This is a genomic window from Enterobacter sp. H2G27, assembly GCF_054403075.1.
Genome location: NZ_JBSVSI010000001.1, coordinates 530,878 through 557,733 on the forward strand (window position 1 = coordinate 530,878; position 26,856 = coordinate 557,733).

Below are 26,856 nucleotides of genomic sequence, written 5' to 3' on the forward strand. Positions count from 1 at the left end.
CTCCTCAGTTGTTGTCGAAGCGGAAAACGTCTTCGCAGGCCTGTTTCAGGGCGCTATCAGCACCGATCTTACAGTCGCGCGTCCAGCCCGTCATACCGTTGCCGTCGTTCCACCGTGGCGTCATGGTTACCGTCAGCCCGTTAAGACTCTCCTGTCCTGTTAAGGTCACGGTCCCTTTTGCCACGCTCATTCCTGAAACGTAGCGTGTCGTGGTGGGGGAAGGAATACCGTTACTGCCGGCATCGCAGCTCTCCACGCCTCCGTGATCCAGTGCGCAAAGCTCAATGGCCGTGCGGTAAGGAACGAAGGTTTGCAGCATATCGGTCAGCGCCGCTTTGCGCAGGTAGTTCTGATAGGCTGGTACGCCGATGGCGCTCAGAATCGCGATAATGCCGATGACCACCATCAGCTCAATGAGAGTGAATCCGTGTTGTCTGTTCATATCTGCTCCTTACGTTTAGTGGCGCTACTCTGTCAGCGCGAAAGGGCAGATACGAGGGGCAAAAAAGTGAACGGGAAAGCACATTCAGAGAATTTATGCCGCGTTGCAGGGAAGAACAGCGGATATGCGAGCGGGGCTGAAATTCCCCTCTCCGGGCGGAGAGGGGAGAATGCATTATTTGAAGCGCATTGAGAGGTCGAGGGCGCGAACGTGTTTGGTCAGCGCGCCGACGGAGATGTAATCCACGCCGGTTTCGGCGAATTCACGGATCGTTTCGAAGGTGACGTTCCCGGACACTTCAAGCTGGGCCCGGCCGTTAGTCAATTTTACCGCCTCGCGCATCTGCTCGGTTTCGAAGTTATCGAGCATGATGATATCGGCCCCGGCCTTAATCGCCTGCTCCAGCTCGTCCAGGTTTTCCACTTCCACTTCAACCGGCACGTCCGGATGCAGCCAGAAGGCCTTCTCCACTGCCTGACGCACGGAGCCAGAGGCAATAATATGGTTTTCTTTAATAAGGAAGGCGTCGGACAGGCCCAGACGATGGTTTGCGCCACCGCCGCACAGCACCGCATACTTCAGCGCCGTGCGCAGGCCCGGCAGCGTTTTGCGGGTATCCAGCAGCTGGGTGCGGGTGCCTGCCAGCAGGTCAACGTAGCGACGTACTTCACTGGCGACACCAGAGAGCGTTTGTACAAAGTTGAGCGCGGTACGTTCGCCAGTCAGCAAGACGCGGGAAGCTCCGTCCAGTTCAAACAGCGGCTGGTTTGCCGTAATCGCATCGCCGTCTTCAACGTGCCAGATAATCTGCACATCATCACCCGCCAGTTGAGTAAAGACCTCTTCAACCCAGCGCTTGCCGCAAAAAACACCCTCTTCGCGGGTGATAATGACCGCGTGGGAGCGCGTCTCTTTCGGCAACAATTGTGCGGTAATATCCTTTTCGGCATTAACATCACCGCCCAGATCTTCTTTCAAAGCATGGGAGACGCTTGCCGGAATATCCATATTAATACGTTCCAGAAGCGCTTCACGTCGGTGGTCGGGGTTGTAGCGGCGAGGCGGCATGATAAAACTCCAAATTGGTAACGAATCATAATATTGAAACATGCTACTCTGAACCGAGTCATTGCACCATACAGAAGGAGTTCCAGCATGTTGTTAGAAAACGGATGGCTGGTGGATGCGCGGCGTGTGCCCTCGCCGCACCACGATTGCCGCCCGGAGGATGAAAAGCCCACACTGCTGGTGGTTCATAATATTAGTCTCCCGCCGGGTGAATTTGGCGGCCCGTGGATTGATGCGTTATTCACGGGAACGATTGATCCCGATGCTCATCCCTTCTTTGCTGAAATTGCACATCTGCGCGTATCGGCTCACTGCCTGATTCGTCGCGATGGTGAAGTGGTTCAGTATGTTCCTTTTGATAAGCGCGCCTGGCATGCCGGGGTGTCGGTGTATCACGGGCGCGAGCGGTGCAATGATTTTTCTATCGGGATCGAACTGGAAGGCACGGATACCACGCCCTACACCGATTCACAGTATCAACAGCTAGCGGCTGTGACCCGCACGCTTATCGGACTTTACCCGGCAATCGCCGACAATATTACCGGGCACAGCGATATCGCTCCGGCGAGAAAAACCGATCCCGGCCCGGCATTCGACTGGCCCCGCTTTCGCGCCATGCTCACCGCGTCGTCAGAATAAGGAGATACCATGACGTTGTTTACCATGCTGCTGGTCATCATCGCTGAACGCCTGTTCAAGCTCGGCGAGCACTGGCATCTGGATCACCGGCTGGAGGTGCTTTTCCGCCGGATTAAGCATTTTTCCATGTTGCGCACGCTGCTGATGATGGCAGGGGTGATGGTCATTACGTTCTTGCTCCTGCGCTCGCTGTACGGGCTGTTTTTCAACGTGCCGCTGCTGGTGGTGTGGATCCTGCTCGGCGTGCTGTGCATTGGTGCGGGCAAGGTGCGTTTGCACTATCACGCCTACCTGAAAGCCGCCTCCCGTGATGATGCCCATGCGCGCAGTGCCATGGCGAGCGAACTGACCATGATCCACGGCGTGCCGCCTGACTGCGACGAGCGCGAGTTTCTGCGCGAGCTGCAAAACGCGCTGCTGTGGATTAACTTCCGTTACTACCTGGCGCCGCTATTCTGGTTCGTAGTGGGCGGCTCGTGGGGGCCGGTACTGCTGATGGGGTATGCGTTCCTGCGCGCCTGGCAGACCTGGCTTGCCCGCTATCTGACGCCGCATGAACGTCTGCTGTCCGGCATCGATGCCATCCTGCACGTGCTAGACTGGCTCCCGGTGCGTCTGGTGGGCGTGGTTTACGCGTTAATTGGCCACGGTGAAAAAGCGTTGCCCGCGTGGTTTGCTTCTCTTGCCGATCGCCATACGTCGCAGTATCAGGTGCTAACGCGTCTGGCGCAGTTCTCGCTGGCACGTGAGCCGCATACCGACAAGATTGAAACGCCGAAAGCCGCTGTCTCCATGGCGAAGAAAACGTCGTTTGTGGTGGTGGTTATCGTGGCGCTGCTGACTATCTACGGCACGCTGGTGTAAGCCAGCGCGCCGCAAAGTCTAAAGCGTATCCGCGGGCGGGATGCCGAAATCAGGCATCCCGTTTTCATTCCAGCGGACAAGCTTCAGGCGGGTATGGCGATTCGGATCGTACAGCGGATCGCCCTCAATTTCGGTGTAATTCCGCGCGTGATACACCAGCACATCGTCCCCTTCCGGCGTTTGCGTAAAGCTGTTATGGCCCGGGCCGAACTGGCGGTTTTCGTAGCTGGTCACGAATACGGGATGCGGAGATTTTTGCCAGTTCAGTGGGTTTTGCGGATCCGCGTTCAGGTCTATCCACAGCAGCCCCATGCAGTAGTTCTCGTCGGTAGCGCTGGCGGAATAGCTGATAAACAGCTTATCGCCGTGAACCAGTACCGCCGGGCCTTCGTTGACCCAAAACCCGCGACACTCCCAGTCGTATTCCGGCTTGCTGAGCATCACCGGCTCGCCTTTTAGCGTCCACGGGTTCGCCATTTCACACAGATAAAGGTTGGAGTTCCCGGTGATATCCGGCGCTTTTTGCGCCCACAGATACCAGCGTTTCCCCTGATGCAAAAAGGTGGTGGCGTCCAGTGCGAAGGTATCGAAAGGCGTTTTGATCTGCCCTTTTTCCACCCACGTGCCGGTAAGCGGATCGCTGTCGGCACATTCAATGGCAAACATGCGGTGCTGGAACATCCCGAGCGCGTCGAGCGCCTGGGTGTGCGCCGCAGCTAAATAGATGTACCACTTCCCGTCAATGTGGTGCAGTTCCGGCGCCCAAATCAGCTGGCTCATTGGTCCGGTCTCGGGTTTACGCCAGACCACCACTTCTTCGGCATGACGTAAGCCTTCCAGCGACGCTGCGCGGCGGATCGCCAGCCTGTCGTACTCCGGCACGGAGGCGATAAAATAGTACTGCCCCTCGTGATGTAAAATGTACGGATCGGCGCGTTGTTCGATAAACGGGTTTGGCCAGGTTTGCATTCGGCTTTCCTTATTTAGTCTCAGCAGCTTTCAGTTCCTGATAATCGTTCAGCTCTTGATAGTTGTTGCGGCGTTTTTCCAGATCGGACTGGATCTGCTTCATGGTTTCACGATCCACCTTCAGCAGTCGTACTACACCCGCGGTAATTAAGTATCCAATGCCGGGAATGACGGTAAAGAGCAGCACGATCCCGTTAATGGCGTCCGCGCTCTGCGCTTTTGCTCCCGCATCATAACCGTACCAGGAGAGCAGGAAGCCGACCATCGCCCCGGCAATCGCTAGCCCCAGCTTCAGGAAGAAGATGTTGCCGGAGAAGCTGATCCCGGTGATGCGCTTACCGGTCTTCCACTCGCCGTAGTCGTCCACGTCGGCCATCAGCGACCAGTGTAGCGGAGACGGGATCTGGTGCAGGATGTTCAGCAGGAAGTAGAGCACCACGATGGTGACGGTGGCTTTCGGGTCGAAGAAATAAAAGGCGCAGGAGAAAATCGCCAGCACAATATTGGTCCAGAAGAAGACCTTTAGTTTGCACCAGCGGTCGGTCAGCACTTTTGCCAGCACGCTGCCGAGCATCATGCCGACAACGCCCAGACTGATAAACAGCGTGGCGAAATGAGTGCTCTGACCCATCACCCAGGTCACGTAATACATGGTGGCCGCCATGCGGATAAAGCCCGGGCAGACGTTGCAGAGCGTCAGCAGCAGAATGCGCACCCACTGGTCGTTTTTCCACACGTCTTTCAGGTCATTTTTCAGCTGGTCATTGGTCTGCACCGCCGGACGCACGCGCTCGCGCACGGTGGCGAAGCAGAACAGGAACATGCATGTGCCAATCAGCGCCAGAACGGTCATCGCCATCTGGTAGCCTTTGGCTTTGTTGTCCCCGCCAAACCAGTCGGCCATCGGCAGCAGCGTTAATGAGAGCAGCAGCGTGGCGATGCCGACCAGCACGAAGCGATAGGACTGGCAGGCCACACGTTCTTTTGGATCGTTGGTGATCACCCCGCCCAGCGAGCAATAGGGGATATTGATGGCGGTATAGGTAAGCGACAGCAGGAAATAGGTGACAAACGCATAGATAACTTTGCTGTTATAGCTCCACTCAGGCGTGGTGAACATCAGGATGCTGAACAGCGCGTAGGGGAAGGCGATCCACAGCAGCCATGGACGAAACCGGCCATATTTGCTGCGGGTACGGTCAGCAATCGCGCCCATGATCGGGTCCGTTACGGCGTCAATCACGCGCACGGAAAGCAGCAGCACGCCGACCAGCGCAGGGGCGAGGCCAAAAATATCCGTATAAAAATAGTTAACAAACAGCATGATGGCGCCAAAGATGATGTTGCATCCCGCGTCGCCCATCCCATAGCCGATCTTTTCTTTTACTGACAGTTTGTTGTTATCCATCGACAGCTCTCCGGTTTACGGTATGGAGAGAATTATTTGCTGGCAAAGGAATATATGCGTTGCAGTATCAGGGCGGTGATATGGATAAATGCGCTGTGGACGTGAAAGTGTGAAGGAGGTAACAACGCGCGGCACCCGTAAAAGCAGGTGCCGCGAAGAGAGGTTTAGTGTGCCTTCATGGCTTTACGGCTTTTCTGACTGAACAGATAGCCCACGCCCAGGATCGCAATCCAGACCGGGATCAGGTAGACGGAAATCGCCATACCCGGGGTGATCAGCATAATCACCAGCACGGCTGCCATAAACAGCAGGCAGATCCAGTTACCCAGCGGATAGAGCAGGGCAGGGAAGCGCGTGGTGACGCCCTGCTGTTGTTTCGCGCGGCGGAACTTGATGTGCGCCAGGCTGATCATCGCCCAGTTGATGACCAGGGCAGAGACCACCAGCGCCATCAGCAGGCCAAACGCCGATTCCGGTGCCATGTAGTTAATGAGCACGCACAGCGCGGTCACGACCGCCGAAACAAGAATCGTGTTTACCGGCACGCCGCGCTTATCGACGTTGAGCAGCGCTTTTGGCGCGTTACCCTGCTGGGCCAGGCCGAACAGCATGCGGCTGTTGCAGTATACGCAGCTGTTGTATACGGAGAGCGCGGCGGTGAGTACAACGATGTTCAGGGCGTTGGCGACAAAGGTGTCGCCCAGCTCGTGGAAGATCAGCACAAACGGGCTAGTGTCGGCGGTGACGCGCGTCCACGGCAGCAGGGAGAGCAGCACGGCCAATGAGCCCACATAGAAGATCAGAATGCGGTAGATAACCTGATTTGTGGCTTTCGGGATGCTCTGCTCAGGGTTGTCGGCTTCAGCAGCGGTGATGCCCACCAGTTCCAGGCCGCCAAAGGAGAACATAATGATCGCCATCATCATCACCAGGCCGGTCATGCCGTGAGGCAGGAATCCGCCCTGTTCCCAGAGGTTGCGCACGGAGGCCTGCGGGCCGCCGTTGCCGCTGAACAGCAGCCAGCCGCCGAAGATAATCATCGCCACCACGGCAATGACCTTGATGATGGCAAACCAGAACTCCATCTCCCCGAACACTTTAACGTTGGTCAGGTTAATGGCGTTGATAATGACGAAGAAGGCTGCAGCAGAAGCCCAGGTTGGGATTTCGGGATACCAGAACTGAATGTATTTCCCGACGGCGGTCAGTTCGGCCATGGCAACCAGAACGTACAGCACCCAGTAGTTCCAGCCCGAGGCGAAACCGGCAAAGCTGCCCCAGTACTTATAGGCAAAGTGGCTGAAGGAGCCTGCGACCGGCTCTTCCACGACCATTTCGCCCAGCTGGCGCATGATCAGAAAAGCAATGAAACCCGCAATCGCGTAACCCAAAATAATGCCCGGACCGGCAGACTGGATAACGGATGCGCTGCCCAGAAACAGGCCGGTACCAATCGCACCGCCCAGTGCGATGAGCTGAATATGGCGGTTTTTAAGCCCGCGCTTTAGCTGATCGCCGTGCTGTTGAGCTTCCATTTGAAACCTCGTGTGTGGTTGTTATGTTCACGCTGAGCGTGTGTAATTATGAAAATCCATATTCTGTATTTATTTCTTTACGGTTAACGAGACCGAAAAAAGCGGAGATGACTTCCGTAAGCGCCAGAATAGTGGTAAGTGCCTGCGAATGCACCTGCTTTATGAAGGGGTGATGACGACTTGAATAAAAAGAAAGCATTTGTAAATCGGCCCGCTCGTTGTTCCTCACCCAACCTATAGAATAGAAATGCGCCTTAAGTGGGCGAATTTTCATTATTTGCTTTGTTGAATCGCTTCAGATTGCAAAAACCCTCGTTTCATTATGGTTAAAACTCCCTCTTTGGGGGTAATCAACTCATTTGTGCAAAGTTACATTTCTGAAACGTTATTTCTGTAAGGTTGTTAAAATGTGCAGGGTTTACTGATTTCAATCAAAACCAATATGGACAGAAGGTGAATACTTTGTTACTTTAGCGATACGAAATAGAAATTGGTAAGACCAATTGACTCCGGGCAAAAAGGCGTAAGACAGGGAATATGGCCTACAGCAAAATTCGCCAACCAAAACTATCTGATGTGATTGAGCAGCAGCTGGAGTTTTTAATCCTCGAAGGGACTCTGCGCCCGGGTGAGAAACTTCCGCCAGAACGCGAGCTGGCAAAACAGTTCGACGTTTCACGTCCTTCTCTGCGTGAGGCGATTCAACGTCTCGAAGCAAAGGGCTTGCTGCTTCGTCGCCAGGGCGGCGGAACCTTTGTGCAAAACAGCCTGTGGCAGAGCTTCAGCGATCCGCTGGTAGAACTTCTCTCTGACCACCCAGAATCCCAGTTTGATCTGCTTGAGACCCGTCACGCGCTGGAAGGTATTGCGGCCTATTACGCCGCCCTTCGCAGCACTGATGAAGATCGCGTGCGTATCCGTGAACTGCATCAGGCCATTGAACGGGCACAGCAGTCCGGCGATTTAGACGCCGAGTCCAGCGCCGTCGTCCAGTATCAAATCGCCGTCACCGAAGCGGCCCACAACGTGGTGCTCCTCCATCTGCTACGCTGCATGGAGCCGATGCTGGCCCAGAACGTTCGTCAAAATTTTGAATTGTTGTATGCCCGTCGGGACATGCTCCCACTGGTAAGCAACCATCGCACCCGAGTATTCGAGGCGATAATGGCCGGGGAACCGGAGCAGGCGCGCGAAGCGTCGCACCGCCATCTGGCTTTCATTGAGGAAATCTTGCTGGACCGCAGCCGTGAACAATCGCGTCGCGAACGTTCATTACGCCGCATACAGCAACGAAAGGATTAAGCGCCAGGTACTTTTAGAGCGCGGCAACTAAACGCAGAACCTGTCTTATTGTGTTCTTGCCCAAGAGCACAATGGGACAGGTTCCAGACAAATCAACGTATTAGATAGATAAGGAATACCCCCATGTCAGAACGTCTCCAAAATGACGTGGATCCGATCGAAACTCGCGACTGGCTACAGGCGATCGAATCGGTCATCCGTGAAGAAGGTGTTGAGCGCGCTCAGTATCTGATTGATCAGCTGCTTTCTGAAGCCCGCAAAGGCGGCGTGAAGGTTGCTTCAGGTGCAGGGGCTAGCAACTACGTAAACACGATTGCCGTCGAAGACGAACCGGAATACCCGGGCAATCTGGATCTGGAACGTCGTATCCGTTCTGCAATTCGCTGGAACGCCATTATGACCGTTCTGCGCGCATCCAAGAAAGACCTGGAACTGGGTGGCCACATGGCGTCCTTCCAGTCTTCTGCGACCGTTTACGAAGTGTGCTTCAACCACTTCTTCCGTGCAGCGAACGAGAAAGACGGCGGCGATCTGGTGTACTTCCAGGGCCACATCTCTCCGGGCATCTATGCACGTGCATTCCTGGAAGGTCGTCTGACTGAAGAGCAGATGAACAACTTCCGTCAGGAAGTTCACGGTAAAGGTCTGTCTTCTTACCCGCACCCTAAACTGATGCCTGAATTCTGGCAGTTCCCAACCGTATCTATGGGTCTGGGCCCAATCGGTGCGATCTACCAGGCTAAATTCCTGAAGTATCTGGAACACCGTGGTCTGAAGGACACCTCTGAGCAGACCGTATACGCCTTCCTGGGCGACGGCGAAATGGATGAGCCAGAATCCAAAGGTGCGATCACCATCGCAACCCGTGAGAAGCTGGACAACCTGTGCTTCATCATCAACTGTAACCTGCAGCGTCTGGATGGTCCGGTAACCGGTAACGGCAAGATCATCAACGAACTGGAAGGCATCTTCGCAGGTGCTGGCTGGAACGTGATCAAAGTGATGTGGGGTTCCCGTTGGGACGAACTGCTGCGTAAAGACACCAGCGGTAAACTGATCCAGCTGATGAACGAAACCGTTGACGGTGACTACCAGACCTTCAAATCCAAAGACGGTGCCTACGTTCGTGAGCACTTCTTCGGCAAATATCCAGAAACCGCAGCCCTGGTTGCAGACTGGACTGATGAGCAGATCTGGGCCCTGAACCGCGGTGGTCACGATCCGAAGAAAATCTACGCTGCACTGAAAAAAGCGCGTGAAACCAAAGGTAAAGCGACTGTAATCCTGGCCCACACCATCAAAGGTTACGGCATGGGTGATACCGCAGAAGGTAAAAACATCGCTCACCAGGTTAAGAAAATGAACATGGACGGCGTGCGTTATATCCGCGACCGTTTCAACGTTCCAGTGACCGATGAGCAGGTTGAAAACCTGTCTTACATCACCTTCCCGGAAGGTTCTGAAGAGCACAAGTACCTGCACGAACGTCGTCAGGCGCTGAAAGGCTACCTGCCAGCTCGTCAGCCTAACTTCACCGAGAAGCTGGAACTGCCAGCGCTGGAAGACTTCTCTCAGCTGCTGGAAGAGCAGAACAAAGAGATCTCTACCACTATCGCTTTCGTTCGTGCTCTGAACGTGATGCTGAAGAACAAGTCGATCAAAGATCGCCTGGTGCCAATCATCGCCGACGAAGCGCGTACTTTCGGTATGGAAGGTCTGTTCCGTCAGATCGGTATCTACAGCCCGAACGGCCAGCAGTACACCCCGCAGGACCGTGAGCAGGTTGCATACTACAAAGAAGACGAGAAAGGTCAGATCCTGCAGGAAGGTATCAACGAGCTGGGCGCAGGCGCATCCTGGCTGGCTGCTGCGACCTCTTACAGCACCAACAACCTGCCGATGATCCCGTTCTACATTTACTACTCCATGTTCGGGTTCCAGCGTATCGGTGACCTGTGCTGGCAGGCAGGCGACCAGCAGGCTCGCGGCTTCCTGATCGGTGGTACTTCCGGTCGTACGACCCTGAACGGTGAAGGTCTGCAGCACGAAGATGGTCACAGCCATATTCAGTCTCTGACTATCCCTAACTGTATCTCTTACGACCCGTCTTACGCGTACGAAGTGGCGGTCATCATGCATGACGGTCTGCAGCGCATGTACGGTGAAGCGCAGGAGAACATTTACTACTACATCACCACCCTGAACGAAAACTACCACATGCCGGCAATGCCAGCAGGTGCCGAGGAAGGTATCCGTAAAGGTATCTACAAACTCGAAACCATCGAAGGTAGCAAAGGTAAAGTTCAGCTGCTGGGCTCCGGTTCTATCCTGCGTCACGTTCGTGAAGCAGCGCAGATCCTGGCGAAAGACTACGGTGTCGGTTCCGATGTGTACTCTGTTACCTCCTTCACTGAACTGGCGCGTGATGGCCAAGATTGTGAGCGCTGGAACATGCTGCACCCAATGGAAACCCCACGCGTTCCTTACATCGCTCAGGTGATGAACGACGCGCCAGCGGTGGCGTCTACTGACTATATGAAACTGTTCGCTGAGCAGGTTCGTACTTACGTTCCAGCTGATGATTATCGCGTACTGGGTACTGACGGCTTCGGTCGTTCTGACAGCCGCGAAAACCTGCGTCACCACTTCGAAGTTGATGCTTCTTACGTGGTTGTAGCAGCACTGGGCGAACTGGCTAAACGTGGCGAAATCGATAAGAAAGTGGTTGCAGACGCAATCACCAAATTCAACATCGATGCAGAAAAAGTTAACCCGCGTCTGGCGTAAGAGGTAAAAGAATAATGGCTATCGAAATCAATGTACCGGACATCGGGGCTGATGAAGTTGAAATCACCGAGATCCTGGTCAAAGTAGGCGACAAAGTTGAAGCTGAACAGTCGCTGATCACCGTAGAAGGCGACAAAGCCTCTATGGAAGTCCCGTCTCCTCAGGCTGGCATCGTTAAAGAGATCAAAGTCTCTGTTGGCGATAAAACCGAGACTGGCAAACTGATCATGATTTTCGATTCCGCCGACGGTGCAGCAGCTGCTGCACCTGCGCAGGAAGAGAAGAAAGCCGCGCCGGCCGCCGCTGCTCCAGCAGCTGCCGCGAGCGCGAAAGAAGTGAACGTGCCTGACATCGGCGGTGACGAAGTTGAAGTGACTGAGATCCTGGTGAAAGTGGGCGATACCGTTGCGGCCGAGCAGTCACTGATCACCGTAGAAGGCGACAAAGCCTCTATGGAAGTGCCAGCACCGTTTGCGGGTACCGTTAAAGAGATCAAGATCAACACCGGCGACAAAGTGTCTACTGGCTCCCTGATCATGATCTTCGAAGTGGCAGGTGCTGCACCTGCTGCCGCGCCTGCACAGGCCGCTGCTCCGGCTCCGGCCGCAGCACCAGCCGCTGCTGGCGGCGCGAAAGACGTTAACGTACCGGACATCGGCGGTGACGAAGTTGAAGTCACAGAAGTGATGGTGAAAGTGGGCGACAAAGTTGCCGCTGAACAGTCACTGATCACCGTTGAAGGCGACAAGGCTTCTATGGAAGTCCCTGCGCCATTCGCGGGTACCGTTAAAGAGATCAAAATCAGCACCGGCGACAAAGTGTCTACCGGCTCTCTGATCATGGTCTTCGAAGTGGAAGGCGCTGCGCCTGCCGCAGCTCCGGCTGCCGCGGCTGCTCCAGCACCGGCTGCTGCACCGGCTCAGGCTGCTAAACCAGTCGCTGCCCCTGCTGCAAAAGCAGAAAAATCAGAGTTCGCTGAAAACGACGCTTACGTCCACGCGACGCCGCTGATTCGTCGCCTGGCGCGCGAATTCGGTGTTAACCTGGCGAAAGTGAAAGGGACCGGCCGTAAGGGTCGTATCCTGCGCGAAGACGTTCAGACCTACGTGAAAGACGCGGTGAAACGCGCCGAAGCTGCACCAGCTGCAGCCGCTGGCGGCGGTATCCCGGGCATGCTGCCATGGCCGAAAGTGGACTTCAGCAAGTTCGGCGAAATCGAAGAAGTGGAACTGGGCCGTATCCAGAAAATCTCTGGTGCGAACCTGAGCCGTAACTGGGTGATGATCCCGCACGTTACGCACTTCGACAAAACCGATATCACCGATCTGGAAGCGTTCCGTAAACAGCAGAACGCCGAAGCTGAGAAGCGTAAACTGGACGTGAAATTCACCCCAGTGGTCTTCATCATGAAAGCGGTTGCTGCGGCTCTGGAACAGATGCCACGCTTCAACAGCTCCCTGTCCGAAGACGGCCAGAAGCTGACGCTGAAGAAATACATCAACATCGGTGTTGCGGTTGATACGCCAAATGGTCTGGTTGTTCCGGTCTTCAAAGACGTGAACAAGAAGAGCATCACTGAGCTGTCCCGTGAACTGACCGTGATCTCCAAGAAAGCGCGCGATGGTAAGCTGACTGCCGGCGAAATGCAGGGCGGCTGCTTCACTATCTCCAGCATCGGCGGCCTGGGTACCACCCACTTCGCGCCGATTGTGAACGCGCCGGAAGTGGCTATCCTCGGTGTGTCTAAGTCCGCGATGGAGCCGGTGTGGAATGGCAAAGAGTTCGTACCGCGTCTGATGATGCCAATCTCTCTGTCCTTCGACCACCGCGTGATCGACGGTGCTGATGGTGCGCGCTTCATCACCATCATCAACAACATGCTGAGCGACATTCGCCGCCTGGTGATGTAATCGAAAAGCCGGCCAGTCGGCCGGCTTTTTTCTGATAATCTCATGGTGTTTGTGAGGTTATTGGCGAAAGCGACAATTCGTGAGCCGTTTGTTGTTTCAAAATTGTTAACAATTTTGTAAACTGCGGGCGGATAGAACGACCCGGTGGACGACGGGTATAAATTAAGAGGTCATGATGAGCACAGAAATCAAAACTCAGGTCGTAGTACTTGGGGCAGGCCCGGCAGGTTACTCCGCAGCATTCCGCGCCGCGGATTTAGGTCTGGAAACCGTCATCGTAGAACGTTACAGCACCCTCGGCGGTGTTTGTCTGAACGTCGGCTGTATCCCTTCTAAAGCGCTGCTGCACGTAGCGAAAGTTATCGAAGAAGCCAAAGCGCTGGCTGAACACGGTATCGTCTTCGGCGAGCCGAAAACCGATATCGACAAAATTCGTACCTGGAAAGAGAAAGTTATCACTCAGCTGACCGGCGGTCTGGCGGGTATGGCCAAAGGCCGTAAAGTGAAAGTGGTAAACGGTCTGGGTAAATTCACCGGTGCGAACACCCTGGAAGTGGAAGGCGAAAACGGCAAAACCGTGATCAACTTCGACAACGCGATCATCGCGGCAGGCTCTCGCCCAATCGAACTGCCATTCATTCCGCATGAAGATCCACGCGTGTGGGATTCCACCGATGCGCTGGAGCTGAAAACCGTTCCTAAGCGTCTGCTGGTTATGGGCGGCGGTATCATCGGTCTGGAAATGGGTACCGTGTACCATGCGCTGGGTTCAGAGATCGACGTGGTTGAAATGTTCGACCAGGTTATCCCGGCTGCCGACAAAGACATCGTTAAAGTCTTCACCAAACGCATCAGCAAGAAATTCAACCTGATGCTGGAAACTAAAGTGACTGCCGTTGAAGCGAAAGAAGACGGTATTTACGTTTCCATGGAAGGCAAAAAAGCCCCATCCGAACCACAGCGTTACGACGCTGTGCTGGTGGCTATCGGTCGTGTACCGAACGGTAAAAACCTCGACGCGGGCAAAGCTGGCGTTGAAGTGGACGACCGTGGCTTCATCCGCGTTGACAAGCAGCTGCGCACTAACGTGCCGCACATCTTTGCTATCGGCGATATCGTCGGTCAGCCAATGCTGGCGCACAAAGGTGTTCACGAAGGTCACGTTGCCGCTGAAGTTATCGCCGGCATGAAGCACTACTTCGATCCGAAAGTGATCCCATCTATCGCGTACACCGAGCCAGAAGTGGCATGGGTTGGTCTGACTGAGAAAGAAGCGAAAGAGAAAGGCATCAGCTACGAAACCGCCACCTTCCCGTGGGCTGCTTCTGGCCGTGCTATCGCATCCGACTGCGCAGACGGTATGACCAAACTGATCTTCGACAAAGAGACTCACCGTGTGATCGGTGGTGCGATTGTCGGTACCAACGGCGGCGAGCTGCTGGGTGAAATCGGTCTGGCTATCGAAATGGGCTGTGACGCTGAAGACATCGCGCTGACCATCCACGCCCACCCGACTCTGCACGAGTCCGTGGGCCTGGCGGCAGAAGTGTTTGAAGGCAGCATCACCGACCTGCCAAACGCGAAAGCGAAGAAGAAATAAGTTTCTTCAGATGAAAAAAGCGGCCAATGGCCGCTTTTTTTATGCGCTGCGTTCAGGGCGCTACAGGCTGCCAGGTTTTATCAGGGCTATAGGCGGCTAGCGCACGGGCTTTCTGCTCTGAATTGCTGCCGAGATCGGACTGGTACACCTTGTCGTCCTGGTTTATCAAAAAGCTCATGACGCCCGTCTGGCCGTAGCTGACTGGCCAGGCCACCATCGCGAAACCGTTATTATCCGGCAGGATGCGGAAGCGATAGCCGTGATAGCCGGTACCTGGCTCTTTTGGGCTAAATGCCGGTCCGAGCGGACTGGGCGCTTCGCCGGGGGAGGCGGGCCAGTACAAACCGTCTTTTTTCCCCTTCGAGCTGACAATCTTCTGCGCGTATTTCTGGTTCATTGCAAAGTAGCTTTGCTGCGCATCAACATAGGCATGTAAGGCTTCAATGGCGGCGAGTTCGTTACGCCCAATTTCGCGGGTCAGGATTTCTTCAGCCCCTTCTTTAATATCGAACTGCCAGCCTGCAGTGGTTTTGATCACCGGGATGGGAAGCTGCCAGCCGCTGTCTCCGACAACCAGATGCGCCGTATCCCCTTCGATAACGGTCTTATGACGGACTTTCCAGTCGCGCAGGAAGCGATCGACGGCATCAGGATCAACGCCTTCAGGGGGCAGAAAATCGCGCCAGTTCTCTCCAAGCAGATTGCTCATCGCGCTCTCATTTTGCTCACTGATGGCGTTGGCCAGCGCATCGGTCGCCCGATCGGGCGTGCTGAAGGACTGCTGCGCCATCACCGGGGCCGAAAGCATGAACAACACCATTCCGCTGAGTAGTTTACTTTTCATGTCGGTTCCCTTAGCGATGTCGAATTTCACGGCGTTCAGCGCGTCCACCAGACGCCTGACGCTGCTGCTGGCGCGCAGCGAACTGTCTGCTTTGCGCACCGCGCTGCTGCTGCGCCTGCCAGTTCGCGGAGCGGCTGTCGTTGCCGCTCAGCGCATTGGCCCGGGGCTGGCTGTTTCGCTGCTGCAGAGTTCGTTGCTGTGCGGGCTGCGAAACCCGTTTCTCTTGCCTCTGAGCGGTGGTCTGGCGATTTTCTCGCTGCTGCGTGGTGGCGCGCTTCGTCGTCGGCGGTTTGGTGTCGTAGCCACGGTAGTTATTGCGCTGGGAAATCTGCTTCAGCTGTTCACTTGAGGCCTGACGCTGCACATCTTTCGTGCCGGTGCGCGCCGTTTGGGGGAAGGTTTTACCCGTGGATTTCTCCATCTGGCTCAGTGCCGCCTGACGCTGGCTATCGCGGTTAACCGGCTTTTGCTGCGTTGAACTGAGCCCTGTCGCCGTGCTGGTGGAGTGGAAGCGGCTGTTGAGCTGGTTAGTCGGATAGGGCACGCCTTCCCGATAGGCCGGGTTGTGCTGCCAGGTACGGTTGGCGTCCGTCAGACGCTGACCGCTGATTTTATTGAAGTTCTCAACGTTGATATTGATGTTGTTATCACCGTTGCGGTTATAGCCGCCGTGATTATCCCAGTCACCGTCATGATGGTGGTCCCAGTCATCGTCGTCGTCCCAGTCGATGTTGCTGAAGATGGCATAGGTTGTGGCAACGCCCAGGCTGAAACCTAAGCCGTTAACGAAGCTGTTGCCAAACTGCTCTCCGGGCGTGGGCGGGAGATAGGTGGGCGGATACGCGGTGTTGGGCCAGGTCCCGTAAACCGTATTGGGGTTATAGGTGGGGACGTAAACGACCTGCGGATCGGCAGATTCAATTTTGATAACCGTAGGGGCGGGCGCAGACGTGGTTGTTGTTGTTGCCTCGGTGGCGCTGGTTTTCGCTGGTGCCGGTTTAGTCACGGTGGTAACCGTCTGCTGAGGCGTGGATTGTAAAGCGCCGGTCTTTTGTGCCAGCGCGCGCAGGCGCTGAACGGAATCCATTACGTCTTTCGGCTGCGCGAGAAACGCATCGCCCAGATTTTGTACCCACGGCGGGTTTTCACCCATCAGGGACATAAGCTGAGGAAACGCGACCAGCGATTTCACGCTCGGATCCCAGGGCTGGCTGGCAACGGCCTGAATCGCGGCGTCTCCTTCCATTTTAGGGTTGTCTTTGGACCACTGCGCCGCCTGAATCACGTTGGCCGGATAGGTCGACGCCATCAAAATTTGCGACAGCAGGGCGTCAGGGTAGAGCGCAATGGGGGCAACCCACTGATCGATTTGTGCGGCTGTGTAGGCTGGCGCGACAGCAGGGGCGGGCTGCGCTGCGGCAGGCACCGCCGGTGCAGCCGGCTGTTGTGCGACGGGGGCTGTCGCAACGGGTTCCGTTGCGCGGCTTTTGACAAACATGACGCCCGAGGCGGCAAACAGCCCGGCACTGCACAGTAGGACGAGCAGATGTGGCTTAAAGGGCAACTTCATAAAATGACTCCAACGAGACAAGCGCTGTGCCGTGAGGCGTTACGGTTGGCGTGAGTATTATTCACCCGCCTTTTACCGTTTTGACTTTTATTGGGAAGCGTCCGGTACGTCCGGATAAAGAGTGTGAGTATTTATTACACAATTATATCTGATGAAGGAAAAACTGAAGCGTCACGATGCAGAAGAAACCGCAAATGATGGCCTAAATCCCCGTCACACCATGCTTAACGATTCAGCAAATTTTTTAATGTTGCTTTTTTGTAAACGGATTAACACTGTGCAGAAATCCTGCTATGCTGCCCGACGCGGTATCGGGCATTTACCCTACAAACTGCTGTCTCACAGGAGCGTGAAGAGAACGCCCGCCGCATATGACAATGAGAGCGAGGAGAACCGTCGTGCTAGAAGAATACCGTAAGCACGTAGCAGAACGTGCCGCCGAGGGAATTGTACCCAAACCTTTAGATGCAACCCAAATGGCCGCGCTCGTCGAGCTGCTGAAGAACCCGCCTAAGGGCGAAGAAGAATTCCTGTTAGATCTGTTGATCAACCGCGTACCGCCTGGCGTAGATGAAGCTGCCTACGTAAAAGCCGGATTCCTTGCTGCTATCGCCAAAGGCGAAGCCACCTCCCCACTGGTTACTCCTGAAAAAGCCATTGAACTGCTCGGCACCATGCAGGGTGGTTACAACATTCATCCGCTGATTGACGCGCTGGATAACGACAAGCTGGCACCGATTGCCGCTAAAGCGCTCTCGTCTACGCTGCTGATGTTCGATAACTTCTACGATGTGGAAGAAAAAGCCAAAGCTGGCAACGTCTATGCGAAACAGGTGATGCAGTCCTGGGCTGATGCCGAATGGTTCCTGAACCGTCCAGCGCTGGCTGAAAAAATCACCGTTACCGTCTTCAAAGTGACCGGTGAAACCAACACCGATGACCTCTCTCCGGCACCGGACGCGTGGTCTCGCCCGGATATCCCTCTGCACGCCCTGGCGATGCTGAAAAACGCCCGTGAAGGCATTGAGCCGGATCAGCCTGGCAGCGTTGGCCCGATCAAACAGATCGAAGCCCTGCAGAAAAAAGGGTTCCCGCTGGCCTACGTGGGTGACGTTGTGGGTACCGGTTCTTCCCGTAAGTCCGCGACCAACTCCGTGCTGTGGTTCATGGGCGACGATATTCCGCACGTGCCAAACAAGCGCGGCGGCGGTCTGTGCCTCGGCGGCAAAATTGCACCGATCTTCTTCAACACCATGGAAGATGCGGGCGCACTGCCGATCGAAGTGGACGTCTCTAACCTGAACATGGGCGACGTGATTGACGTTTACCCGTACAAAGGTGAAGTGCGTAACCACGAAACCAACGAACTGCTGGCAAGCTTTGAGCTGAAAACCGACGTGCTGATCGACGAAGTGCGTGCCGGTGGTCGTATTCCGCTGATCATCGGCCGTGGCCTGACCACCAAAGCGCGTGAAGCGCTGGGTCTGCCGCACAGTGATGTATTCCGTCACGCGAAAGACGTGGCGGAGAGCAACCGCGGTTACTCACTGGCGCAGAAGATGGTCGGTCGCGCATGCGGCGTCGCCGGCGTTCGTCCTGGCGCATACTGCGAGCCGAAGATGACCTCAGTAGGTTCTCAGGACACCACTGGCCCAATGACTCGCGACGAACTGAAGGACCTGGCGTGCCTGGGTTTCTCTTCCGATCTGGTGATGCAGTCCTTCTGCCACACTGCGGCGTATCCGAAGCCGGTTGACGTGACCACGCACCACACGCTGCCAGACTTCATCATGAACCGCGGCGGTGTTTCCCTGCGTCCGGGTGACGGCGTCATCCACTCCTGGCTGAACCGCATGCTGCTGCCGGATACCGTCGGTACCGGCGGTGACTCCCATACCCGTTTCCCAATCGGTATCTCCTTCCCGGCGGGCTCCGGTCTGGTGGCGTTTGCTGCTGCGACGGGCGTGATGCCGCTGGATATGCCGGAATCGGTGCTGGTGCGCTTCAAAGGTAAAATGCAGCCGGGTATCACCCTGCGCGACCTGGTTCACGCGATCCCGCTGTATGCGATTAAACAGGGCCTGCTGACCGTTGAGAAGAAAGGGAAGAAAAACATCTTCTCTGGCCGCATTCTGGAAATTGAAGGTCTGCCGGATCTGAAAGTGGAGCAGGCGTTCGAGCTGACCGATGCTTCCGCCGAGCGTTCTGCGGCGGGCTGTACCATCAAGCTGAACAAAGAGCCGATTATTGAGTATCTGAACTCTAACATCGTGCTGCTGAAGTGGATGATTGCAGAAGGCTACGGCGACCGTCGTACGCTGGAGCGTCGTATCCAGGGCATGGAGAAATGGCTGGCCGATCCGCAGCTGCTGGAAGCCGATGCTGACGCAGAGTACGCGGCGGTGATCGACATCGATCTGGCGGATATCAAAGAGCCAATCCTGTGTGCACCGAACGATCCTGACGACGCGCGTCCGCTGTCTGAGGTTCAGGGCGAGAAGATCGACGAAGTGTTCATCGGATCCTGTATGACCAACATCGGTCACTTCCGTGCTGCCGGTAAGCTGCTGGATACCCACAAAGGCCAGCTGCCAACCCGTCTGTGGGTGGCGCCGCCAACCCGTATGGACGCGGCTCAGCTGACCGAAGAGGGCTACTACAGCGTGTTTGGTAAGAGCGGTGCGCGTATCGAAATCCCTGGCTGTTCCCTGTGTATGGGCAACCAGGCGCGCGTAGCCGACGGTGCGACGGTGGTTTCCACCTCTACCCGTAACTTCCCTAACCGTTTAGGTACCGGAGCTAACGTCTTCCTGGCCTCTGCGGAGCTGGCGGCGGTTGCGGCGCTGATTGGCAAACTGCCAACGCCGGAAGAGTACCAGACCTTTGTGGCTCAGGTGGATAAGACGGCGGTGGATACCTATCGCTATCTGAACTTCGACCAGCTTTCTCAGTACACCGAGAAGGCCGACGGGGTTATCTTCCAGACGGCGGTATAAACAGCAAAACCGTCTCTACGAGACGGTTTTTAGTGTTTGCACCCTCTCCCGTGGGAGAGGGACGGGGTGAGGGCATCAGGCCGCAGGGTCTTGCTCTCACCTTTTTATTTTCATTCCTCCCACCTCTCCCGCTTTTTTTCTTCCTCGCTGCTGCGATAATTACCGTAATGGCTTTGCAGAGGAAAACACTATGGATTACGAATTTCTGCGCGACATCACCGGAGTGGTGAAAGTGCGTATGTCGATGGGCCACGAAGCCGTTGGACACTGGTTTAACGAAGAGGTGAAAGAAAATCTCGCACTTCTTGATGAGGTTGAAGAGGCGGCAAATACGGTAAAAGGCAGTGAACGATCCTGGCAGCGCGCCGGGCATGAATATACGCTGTGGATGGATGGTGAAGAGGTCATGGTGCGTGCCAACCAGCTCGAGTTTTCAGGCGACGAGATGGAAGAGGGGATGAGCTACTATGACGAAGAGAGCCTGTCGATGTGCGGCGTAGAAGACTTCCTTCAGGTGGTGAATGCATACCGTGATTTCATGAAACAGAAATAACAGCCCGGAGCATCCCTGCTCCGGCTTGTTCTTAAACGGCCGGAATATTGCGGCCGTAGTAAATCTCGCGCATCTCTTTCCAGAGCAGGTCAGTAATCGCCTTACGCTCTTCTTCGCTCAAATCTTCCGGCTTCGTGTGGAACATATAGTGCTTAAGGTCGAACTCCTTAAGTAACATCTTGGTATGGAAGATGTTTTCCTGATACACGTTCACGTCCATCATGTCGTACAGCGATTTCATGTCCTCGGACATAAAGTTCTGTATGGAGTTGATCTCGTGGTCGATGAAGTGCTTCATGCCGTTGACGTCACGAGTAAAACCGCGCACGCGGTAATCAATCGTGACGATATCTGATTCCAGCTGATGGATGAGATAGTTCAGCGCGTTCAGCGGGGAAATCACGCCGCAGGTCGACACTTCAATATCGGCGCGGAACGTACACAGCCCACCTTCCGGATGGCTCTCCGGGTAGGTATGGACGCAGATATGGCTTTTATCCAGGTGGGCAACCACCACTTCCGGCAGCGGGCCCGGATGTTCCGTTTTGTCGATAAGCTTCGGGTCAACCGGCTCTTCGCTGACCAGAATGGTCACGCTCGCGCCCTGGGGTTCATAATCCTGTCGGGCGATATTCAGGATATTTGCGCCGATAATGGAACAGGTTTCTGACAGGATCTCGGTCAGACGGTTGGCGTTGTAGAGTTCGTCGATATAGGCGATGTAACCATCGCGTTCTTCCGCTGTTTTGGCATAGCAGATATCGTAAATACAAAAACTCAGGCTTTTGGTCAGATTGTTAAAGCCATGCAGTTTAAGCTTTTTCAATTAGCTCACCCCCTTAGTGGATAATGCGTCTTGCAGGTACTGCGGCAGAGCAAACGCTGCGGTATGAATAGCCGGATTGTAGTATCGGCACTGAAGACCTGCCTGATGGAAGCGGGCCTGAATAATTTCGGTGGAGAGATGGCGTAATACGTCGTTATCCGTTGCCCAGGCAAAGGTCATGATCCCGCCGTAGTACGTCGGAATGGCCGCCTGATAGAAGCTGACATCCTCGAAATAGGTGCTGAGCTTGCGATGGCTGTCCAGCGCTTCATCCTGCTGCAGGAAGCAGACGCCGTTTTGTGCGACGAAGATCCCGCCCGGGTTCAGGCAGCGCTTGCAGCCTTCGTAGAACGAGGAAGTGAACAGCGACGCGCCTGGGCCAATAGGGTCGGTGCAGTCGGAGATAATCACGTCAAAGGTCTGCGAGGTCTGGTTAACAAAGTTAACGCCGTCGTCAATCACCAGGCTAAAGCGCGGATCGTCATAGCTGCCGGCATTGTGGTTGGGCAGGTACTGGCGGCAGAAAGAGACGACGCCCGCATCGATTTCCACCATGGTGATGGTTTCAATGGAACGATGGCGGGACACTTCACGCAGCATTGCGCCGTCGCCGCCGCCGATAATCAGAACATGCTTCGCGTGACCGTGCGCCAGGAGCGGGACGTGGGTCATCATTTCATGATAAATAAACTCGTCGCGCTCGGTGGTTTGCACAACGCCGTCCAGCGCCATCACGCGGCCAAAGGCAGCATTCTCGAAGATGATCAGATCCTGGTGATCGGTTTTCTCATGATAGAGCACGTTATCAACGGCAAAGTACTGACCAAACTGGTCATGCAATGTTTCATGCCACAACGTGTGGTCGGCCATAGCGAACTCCTCCTGTGTAAACATCCGTTACGCTCGCAAAAAATGAGCGAAACATGATAGCTAACTCTAACCGTGGTTGCACGGCCAGAGGTTCAACAGGAGGCGTCGGGAAGGTTATTTAACGTAGGCGAGCAGGCTGAGTGAGTCGCGAGCCAGCGCTTTGCATTTTTTAGCAGTGGGAATGCCAATACCGCTTAAGTCACGGTAGCTGTCTTCGCCGAGCGCCTTCATGTCGAAGCTGTCGTAGTTGCTGAGATCCCACTGGTTCTGCTGGGCAAAAAAGACCAGCGCGCGGCGAATCTGCCCGTTGGGTAAATTCTGGTAGCCACAATCATTTTTCAGGAATACAAAAACCGCCGTTAAATCGGCCATATCTTCCGCTTCATTTTCACTTAGCGCATAGCTGTTCGCACACATTGCCATCAGGCTACCGAACAAAATTGTCCTGAAAAACGTCTTCATTGCTTCTACCACTTCTTCACGGAAAATTAACGTTAGCATACTTGATGCCAGTGCGACGATCTTTATTATTGCCGCTTTACTTGACCTTCCGGTAAGGGGAGGGTTTATGCTCAAAAGATCGCCTGCTGGAAATAAGGAAATGAACATGCAACGTCGTGATTTTTTAAAATATTCCGCTGTGCTGGGGGCTGCCAGCGCATTACCCCTCTGGAGCCGCGCGGTTTTCGCGGCTGACAGGCCTGCCTTACCCATCCCTGACCTGGTGACCGCTGACGCCCGCAGCCGTATCCAGCTTGTGGTTCAGGCAGGCAAAACAACATTCGGTGCGCACAACGCCACGACGTGGGGCTATAACGGCAATTTGCTCGGTCCGGCGCTTCAGCTGCGTAAAGGGAAAGCGGTGACGGTGGATATCCACAACACGCTCGCCGAAGAGACGACGCTGCACTGGCACGGGCTGGAAGTGCCGGGAGAGGTAGACGGCGGGCCGCAGGGCATCATCAAAGCGGGCGGCTCGCGCAGCGTCACCTTTACGCCCGACCAGCGCGCGGCGACCTGCTGGTTCCATCCGCATCAGCATGGTCAGACGGGCCATCAGGTGGCGATGGGGCTGGCGGGGCTGGTGCTGATTGAAGACGACGAAAGCCGCCTGCTGCGCCTGCCGAAGCAGTGGGGCATCGACGATGTGCCGGTGATTGTGCAGGACAAGAAATTCACCGCTGACGGGCAAATTGACTACCAGCTGGATGTGATGAGCGCGGCGGTAGGCTGGTTTGGCGACACGCTGCTGACCAACGGCGCCATTTATCCTCAGCACGCCGCACCGAAGGGCTGGCTGCGCCTGCGTCTGCTTAACGGCTGTAACGCGCGTTCCCTCAATTTTGCTACCAGCGATAAGCGTCCGCTGTACGTGGTCGCCAGCGACGGCGGGCTGCTGCCTGAGCCGGTGAAGGTCAACGAACTGCCGATGCTGATGGGGGAGCGTTTTGAGGTGCTGGTGGATATCAGCGACGGCAAGGCGTTTGACCTCGTGACCCTGCCGGTTAGTCAGATGGGGATGGCGGTCGCGCCGTTTGACAAGCCGCATCCGGTGCTGCGTATTCAGCCGTTACAGGTGACCGCTTCCGGCACGCTGCCTGATACGTTAACCACTCTGCCGGCACTTCCGTCGCTTGATGGGCTTACGCAACGCAAACTGCAGCTCTCCATGAACCCGATGCTCGATATGATGGGCATGCAGGCGCTGATGGCGAAATATGGTGATAAGGCGATGGCGGGGATGAATCACGGGCAGATGATGGGCCACATGAATATGGACCACGGCAAAATGGGCGGCATGGGTAACATGAATCACGGCGAACATGGCTTTGATTTCCATAACGCCAATATGATCAACGGTAAAGCGTTCGACATGAACACGCCGATGTTTGCAGCGACAAAAGGGCAGTTTGAGCGCTGGGTGATTTCAGGTGAAGGGGACATGATGCTGCATCCGTTCCATATTCACGGCACGCAGTTCCGCATTCTTTCTGAGAACGGCAAAGCGCCGGACGCGCATCGCGCGGGCTGGAAGGATACGGTGAAGGTGGAGGGCGGCGTCAGCGAGGTGCTGGTGAAGTTTGACCACGATGCGCCGAAGGAGTTTGCCTATATGGCGCACTGCCATCTGCTGGAGCATGAAGATACGGGGATGATGCTGGGCTTTACCGTATAAAAAAGCCGGGTGGCGGCTTCGCCTTACCCGGCCTGCATAGCGTACCCGACGGCCCGGTAAGCGTAAGCGCCACCGGGCTTTTCAGTTACTTGTTTTCGTCAGGCAGTGCATAAGCGACGATATAGTCGCCCATCTTCGTGCCAAACGAACCGTGACCGCCCGCAGAGATGACAACGTACTGCTTGCCATTCACTTCATAGGTCATCGGCGTGGCTTGTCCACCAGCTGGCAGACGGCCTTGCCACAGTTTCTCACCGTTGGTCATGTTGTACGCGCGCAGGTAGTTATCTGCGGTTGCCGCGATGAACAGCACGTTACCGGCGGTGGAGATTGGGCCACCCAGCATTGGCATACCCATATTAAACGGCACTGGAACCGGCATCGGGAAAGGCATGCTGTCCTGCGGGGTACCAATACGTTTTTTCCACACGATCTGGTTAGTTTTCAGATCCAGACCGGAGATGTAACCCCAGGCAGGCTGTTTACACGGCAGACCAAACGGCGACAGGAACGGGTTCAGCGTTACGCCGAACGGTACGCCATACTGCGGCTGAATACCGGCTTCGGTACCGCTGCCTTTCGCGTCTTTCGGCTGCTCCATTGGGTTGCCCGGACCACGTGGGATCAGACGGGAAACGAACGGTAGCGCCATTGGGTTAGCAATAGCGACCTGACGGTTAGGGTCAACGGAGATCCCGCCCCACTCGAACATCCCCAGGTTACCCGGGAAGACCAGCGTGCCCTGCTCAGAAGGCGGCGTGAAGATGCCTTCATAGCGCAGCTGATGGAACATCACGCGGCACACCAGCTGGTCAAACATCGTGGCGCCCCACATGTCTGCCCCGCTGAGGTCTTTCTTCGGACGGAAGCTCAGATCGGAGAACGGCTGGGTTTTGCTGACGTAATCACCTTTCGCCGCACCCTGCGGAACCGGTTTTTCCGGTGCCGGCACAACCAGCTTGCCGTTGCTGCGATCCAGTACGAAGATGTTGCCGGTTTTCGCCGGAGCGTAAATCACCGGTACGGTTTTGCCGTTAACGGTAATGTCCGCCAGCGTCGGCTGGGACGGCATATCCATATCCCACAGATCGTGGTGTACGGTCTGATAGCTCCAGGCCAGCTTACCGGTGGTCGCGTTCAACGCCACGATAGCGCTGGCATAACGTTCCTGCTCCGGCGTGCGGTTACCGCCCCAGATATCTGGCGTAGTAACGCCCATTGGCAGGTAGACCAGGTCCAGCTTCGCGTCATACGCCGCTGGCGCCCAGGAATTTGGCGAGTTAAAGGTAAAGGTGTGCTCGTCAGACGGGATCGCGTTTGGATCTTTCGCGCCCGGGTCGAAGGCCCACAGCAGTTTACCGGTGTTCACGTCGAAACCACGGATAACGCCGGAGGTTTCACGCGTGGAGAAGTTATCCGTTACCGAACCGGCAATCACGATGGTTTTATCGGTGATGATTGGCGGTGAAGTTGGCTCATACAGACCCGGCGTGGTGTCAGGCATGTTGGTCTGCAGATTCAGGATACCTTTGTTGGCAAAGGTTTCGCACAGCTTGCCCGTTTCGGCATTGATGGCGAACAGGCGACCATCGTTGACCGGCAGCATGATGCGGCGAGGACAGTCGGCAATGACTTCCGGGCTCGCATTATCCGGGCGCGCTTCGTGGTAAGAGACGCCACGGCAGGTCACGTGCTGGAAGGACGGGTTGGAGTTCAGCTGCGGATCGAAGTGCCATTTCTCTTTACCGGTGGCCGCGTCGAGCGCGAACAGACGCTGGTGCGCCGTACACAGATAAAGCATATCGCCGACTTTAATTGGCGTCACTTCGTTGGTCAGTTCACCCGGATCGTTCGGCATCTTAAGGTCGCCGGTACGGAATACCCAGGCTTCTTTCAGGTTTTTAACGTTGTCCGCGTTGATCTGCTTCAGCGGGGAGTAACGCTGGCCTTCCTGGTTACGACCATAGGCAGGCCAGTCGCCGTCAGCGACCTGAGAGATCGCCGCCGCAGGCGTCGATTCTGCGTTCAGCGTACCGTTGATCTCCTGCGGGTCGTTAAAGCCGGCCCAGGTCAGGATACCGCCGCTGATCAGCAGGGCTACTACCAGCGCCGCAACGGCACCGCTGGACGGCACGATCAGGCGACGCCAGACAAACGGCAGGATCAGCCATATACCGAAGAAGACCAGAATATCGCTGCGCGGCGTCAGCGCCCAGAAGTCAAAGCCGACTTCCCAGACGCCCCAGATCATGGTGGCAAGAAGGAATGCGGCATACAGCCACAGTGCGGATTGTTTTCTACGCAACAGCAGGACGGTTACGGCAACCATCACCAGGCCCGCAATCGGGTAGTACCAGGAGCCGCCTAAAGCGACCAGCCAGACGCCACCGATTAACAGATACAGCGCGCAGAAGGCTGCGAACGCTGCTGTTAATGTCACCAGTAGACGCGGCTGTTTAGAGTTTGTTTCAGCCATAGAAAGTGTACTCGTCAGTTT

Annotated in this window: 21 protein-coding genes; 9 read left to right on the top strand and 12 right to left on the bottom strand. The window is 55.6% G+C overall.

Annotated elements, in window-relative coordinates; translation table 11 throughout:
• Positions 1-4: 4 nt before the first annotated feature.
• Positions 5-442, bottom strand: coding sequence for a prepilin peptidase-dependent pilin (gene ppdD, locus ACW9E7_RS02470; RefSeq protein ID WP_111964028.1), 438 nt, complete (start codon positions 440-442; stop codon positions 5-7).
• A gap of 174 nt (positions 443-616) precedes the next feature.
• Positions 617-1,510 carry a carboxylating nicotinate-nucleotide diphosphorylase gene (gene nadC / locus ACW9E7_RS02475; RefSeq protein ID WP_458727204.1) on the bottom strand — a complete coding sequence of 298 codons (894 nt, stop codon included), beginning with the start codon at positions 1,508-1,510 and terminating at the stop codon, positions 617-619.
• Between the two features lie 87 nt (positions 1,511-1,597).
• Here nadC and ampD point away from each other — a divergent pair, with 87 nt between their 5' ends.
• Entirely contained in the window at positions 1,598-2,149 is a 552-nt protein-coding gene (gene ampD, locus ACW9E7_RS02480) for a 1,6-anhydro-N-acetylmuramyl-L-alanine amidase AmpD (protein ID WP_458727205.1), read from the top strand.
• Between the two features lie 9 nt (positions 2,150-2,158).
• Positions 2,159-3,013, top strand: a complete 855-nt coding sequence (gene ampE / locus ACW9E7_RS02485; RefSeq protein WP_133293788.1) for a beta-lactamase regulator AmpE — start codon at positions 2,159-2,161, stop codon at positions 3,011-3,013.
• Between the two features lie 18 nt (positions 3,014-3,031).
• On the opposite strand, the gene ACW9E7_RS02490 is transcribed toward ampE, so the two are convergent.
• From ACW9E7_RS02490 to ACW9E7_RS02505, 4 genes are all read right to left on the bottom strand, one after another.
• Positions 3,032-3,982, bottom strand: coding sequence for a glycoside hydrolase family 43 protein (locus ACW9E7_RS02490; protein WP_458727206.1), 951 nt, complete (start codon positions 3,980-3,982; stop codon positions 3,032-3,034).
• A 10-nt stretch (positions 3,983-3,992) separates the two neighbouring features.
• Positions 3,993-5,390, bottom strand: coding sequence for a glycoside-pentoside-hexuronide (GPH):cation symporter (locus tag ACW9E7_RS02495; RefSeq protein ID WP_115876428.1), 1,398 nt, complete (start codon positions 5,388-5,390; stop codon positions 3,993-3,995).
• Between the two features lie 164 nt (positions 5,391-5,554).
• A complete protein-coding gene (gene aroP / locus ACW9E7_RS02500) occupies positions 5,555-6,925 on the bottom strand; it encodes an aromatic amino acid transporter AroP (protein WP_458727207.1) in 1,371 nt (456 codons plus the stop codon).
• A 46-nt stretch (positions 6,926-6,971) separates the two neighbouring features.
• Entirely contained in the window at positions 6,972-7,199 is a 228-nt protein-coding gene (locus ACW9E7_RS02505; protein ID WP_021240510.1) for a hypothetical protein, read from the bottom strand.
• 263 nt (positions 7,200-7,462) lie between these two features.
• On the opposite strand from ACW9E7_RS02505, the gene pdhR reads away from it, so the two are divergent.
• The 4 genes from pdhR (at position 7,463) to lpdA (ending at position 14,524) form a co-directional block, all read left to right on the top strand.
• On the top strand, positions 7,463-8,227 hold the full coding sequence (pdhR, locus tag ACW9E7_RS02510; RefSeq protein WP_008501960.1) for a pyruvate dehydrogenase complex transcriptional repressor PdhR: 765 nt from the start codon (positions 7,463-7,465) through the stop codon (positions 8,225-8,227).
• 123 nt (positions 8,228-8,350) lie between these two features.
• Positions 8,351-11,014: a pyruvate dehydrogenase (acetyl-transferring), homodimeric type gene (gene aceE / locus ACW9E7_RS02515; protein WP_028015529.1), complete on the top strand. Its 2,664-nt coding sequence runs from the start codon at positions 8,351-8,353 to the stop codon at positions 11,012-11,014.
• Between the two features lie 14 nt (positions 11,015-11,028).
• Positions 11,029-12,924 carry a pyruvate dehydrogenase complex dihydrolipoyllysine-residue acetyltransferase gene (aceF, locus tag ACW9E7_RS02520; RefSeq protein ID WP_458727208.1) on the top strand — a complete coding sequence of 632 codons (1,896 nt, stop codon included), beginning with the start codon at positions 11,029-11,031 and terminating at the stop codon, positions 12,922-12,924.
• Between the two features lie 175 nt (positions 12,925-13,099).
• Complete coding sequence (gene lpdA / locus ACW9E7_RS02525) at positions 13,100-14,524, top strand: dihydrolipoyl dehydrogenase (protein WP_003856313.1); 1,425 nt, start codon at positions 13,100-13,102, stop codon at positions 14,522-14,524.
• Between the two features lie 52 nt (positions 14,525-14,576).
• Here lpdA and ACW9E7_RS02530 read toward each other — a convergent pair whose 3' ends face one another.
• Both ACW9E7_RS02530 and ACW9E7_RS02535 read right to left on the bottom strand, forming a co-directional pair.
• A complete protein-coding gene (locus ACW9E7_RS02530; RefSeq protein ID WP_458727209.1) occupies positions 14,577-15,368 on the bottom strand; it encodes a DUF2950 family protein in 792 nt (263 codons plus the stop codon).
• A gap of 10 nt (positions 15,369-15,378) precedes the next feature.
• Positions 15,379-16,938, bottom strand: coding sequence for a DUF3300 domain-containing protein (locus ACW9E7_RS02535; RefSeq protein ID WP_458727210.1), 1,560 nt, complete (start codon positions 16,936-16,938; stop codon positions 15,379-15,381).
• A gap of 398 nt (positions 16,939-17,336) precedes the next feature.
• On the opposite strand from ACW9E7_RS02535, the gene acnB reads away from it, so the two are divergent.
• Together acnB and yacL are read left to right on the top strand one after the other, a co-directional pair.
• Positions 17,337-19,934 (top strand): bifunctional aconitate hydratase 2/2-methylisocitrate dehydratase, encoded by a 2,598-nt coding sequence (gene acnB / locus ACW9E7_RS02540; protein ID WP_032645211.1) that lies wholly within the window; start codon positions 17,337-17,339, stop codon positions 19,932-19,934.
• Between the two features lie 190 nt (positions 19,935-20,124).
• Entirely contained in the window at positions 20,125-20,487 is a 363-nt protein-coding gene (gene yacL / locus ACW9E7_RS02545; RefSeq protein ID WP_115876426.1) for a protein YacL, read from the top strand.
• Between the two features lie 31 nt (positions 20,488-20,518).
• Here the strand turns inward: yacL and speD are convergent, their stop codons facing one another.
• The 3 genes from speD to ACW9E7_RS02560 form a co-directional block, all read right to left on the bottom strand.
• Positions 20,519-21,313 carry an adenosylmethionine decarboxylase gene (speD, locus tag ACW9E7_RS02550; RefSeq protein WP_008501953.1) on the bottom strand — a complete coding sequence of 265 codons (795 nt, stop codon included), beginning with the start codon at positions 21,311-21,313 and terminating at the stop codon, positions 20,519-20,521.
• On the bottom strand, positions 21,314-22,183 hold the full coding sequence (gene speE / locus ACW9E7_RS02555; RefSeq protein ID WP_039265690.1) for a polyamine aminopropyltransferase: 870 nt from the start codon (positions 22,181-22,183) through the stop codon (positions 21,314-21,316).
• A gap of 114 nt (positions 22,184-22,297) precedes the next feature.
• The gene (locus ACW9E7_RS02560) at positions 22,298-22,645 is read right to left on the bottom strand and encodes a YacC family pilotin-like protein (protein ID WP_014882582.1); all 348 of its coding nucleotides are present in this window, start codon (positions 22,643-22,645) and stop codon (positions 22,298-22,300) included.
• A 145-nt stretch (positions 22,646-22,790) separates the two neighbouring features.
• On the opposite strand from ACW9E7_RS02560, the gene cueO reads away from it, so the two are divergent.
• Positions 22,791-24,359 (top strand): multicopper oxidase CueO, encoded by a 1,569-nt coding sequence (gene cueO / locus ACW9E7_RS02565; protein WP_458727211.1) that lies wholly within the window; start codon positions 22,791-22,793, stop codon positions 24,357-24,359.
• An 85-nt stretch (positions 24,360-24,444) separates the two neighbouring features.
• Here cueO and ACW9E7_RS02570 read toward each other — a convergent pair whose 3' ends face one another.
• Positions 24,445-26,835, bottom strand: coding sequence for a glucose/quinate/shikimate family membrane-bound PQQ-dependent dehydrogenase (locus ACW9E7_RS02570; RefSeq protein WP_115876424.1), 2,391 nt, complete (start codon positions 26,833-26,835; stop codon positions 24,445-24,447).
• Between the last annotated feature and the right edge of the window lie 21 nt (positions 26,836-26,856).

What these genes read in the sequence shown, in the direction of transcription:
- ACW9E7_RS02495 (WP_115876428.1), bottom strand. Translation starts at nt 5,390, where the DNA reads ATGGATAACAACAAACTGTCAGTAAAAGAAAAGATCGGCTATGGGATG.
- ACW9E7_RS02570 (WP_115876424.1), bottom strand. Translation starts at nt 26,835, where the DNA reads ATGGCTGAAACAAACTCTAAACAGCCGCGTCTACTGGTGACATTAACA.
- speE (WP_039265690.1), bottom strand. Translation starts at nt 22,183, where the DNA reads ATGGCCGACCACACGTTGTGGCATGAAACATTGCATGACCAGTTTGGT.
- yacL (WP_115876426.1), top strand. Translation starts at nt 20,125, where the DNA reads ATGGATTACGAATTTCTGCGCGACATCACCGGAGTGGTGAAAGTGCGT.
- nadC (WP_458727204.1), bottom strand. Translation starts at nt 1,510, where the DNA reads ATGCCGCCTCGCCGCTACAACCCCGACCACCGACGTGAAGCGCTTCTG.
- pdhR (WP_008501960.1), top strand. Translation starts at nt 7,463, where the DNA reads ATGGCCTACAGCAAAATTCGCCAACCAAAACTATCTGATGTGATTGAG.
- ACW9E7_RS02560 (WP_014882582.1), bottom strand. Translation starts at nt 22,645, where the DNA reads ATGAAGACGTTTTTCAGGACAATTTTGTTCGGTAGCCTGATGGCAATG.
- lpdA (WP_003856313.1), top strand. Translation starts at nt 13,100, where the DNA reads ATGAGCACAGAAATCAAAACTCAGGTCGTAGTACTTGGGGCAGGCCCG.
- ACW9E7_RS02535 (WP_458727210.1), bottom strand. Translation starts at nt 16,938, where the DNA reads ATGAAGTTGCCCTTTAAGCCACATCTGCTCGTCCTACTGTGCAGTGCC.
- cueO (WP_458727211.1), top strand. Translation starts at nt 22,791, where the DNA reads ATGCAACGTCGTGATTTTTTAAAATATTCCGCTGTGCTGGGGGCTGCC.
- aceE (WP_028015529.1), top strand. Translation starts at nt 8,351, where the DNA reads ATGTCAGAACGTCTCCAAAATGACGTGGATCCGATCGAAACTCGCGAC.
- ACW9E7_RS02505 (WP_021240510.1), bottom strand. Translation starts at nt 7,199, where the DNA reads ATGAAAATTCGCCCACTTAAGGCGCATTTCTATTCTATAGGTTGGGTG.
- ACW9E7_RS02530 (WP_458727209.1), bottom strand. Translation starts at nt 15,368, where the DNA reads ATGAAAAGTAAACTACTCAGCGGAATGGTGTTGTTCATGCTTTCGGCC.
- aceF (WP_458727208.1), top strand. Translation starts at nt 11,029, where the DNA reads ATGGCTATCGAAATCAATGTACCGGACATCGGGGCTGATGAAGTTGAA.
- aroP (WP_458727207.1), bottom strand. Translation starts at nt 6,925, where the DNA reads ATGGAAGCTCAACAGCACGGCGATCAGCTAAAGCGCGGGCTTAAAAAC.
- ppdD (WP_111964028.1), bottom strand. Translation starts at nt 442, where the DNA reads ATGAACAGACAACACGGATTCACTCTCATTGAGCTGATGGTGGTCATC.
- ampE (WP_133293788.1), top strand. Translation starts at nt 2,159, where the DNA reads ATGACGTTGTTTACCATGCTGCTGGTCATCATCGCTGAACGCCTGTTC.
- ampD (WP_458727205.1), top strand. Translation starts at nt 1,598, where the DNA reads ATGTTGTTAGAAAACGGATGGCTGGTGGATGCGCGGCGTGTGCCCTCG.
- ACW9E7_RS02490 (WP_458727206.1), bottom strand. Translation starts at nt 3,982, where the DNA reads ATGCAAACCTGGCCAAACCCGTTTATCGAACAACGCGCCGATCCGTAC.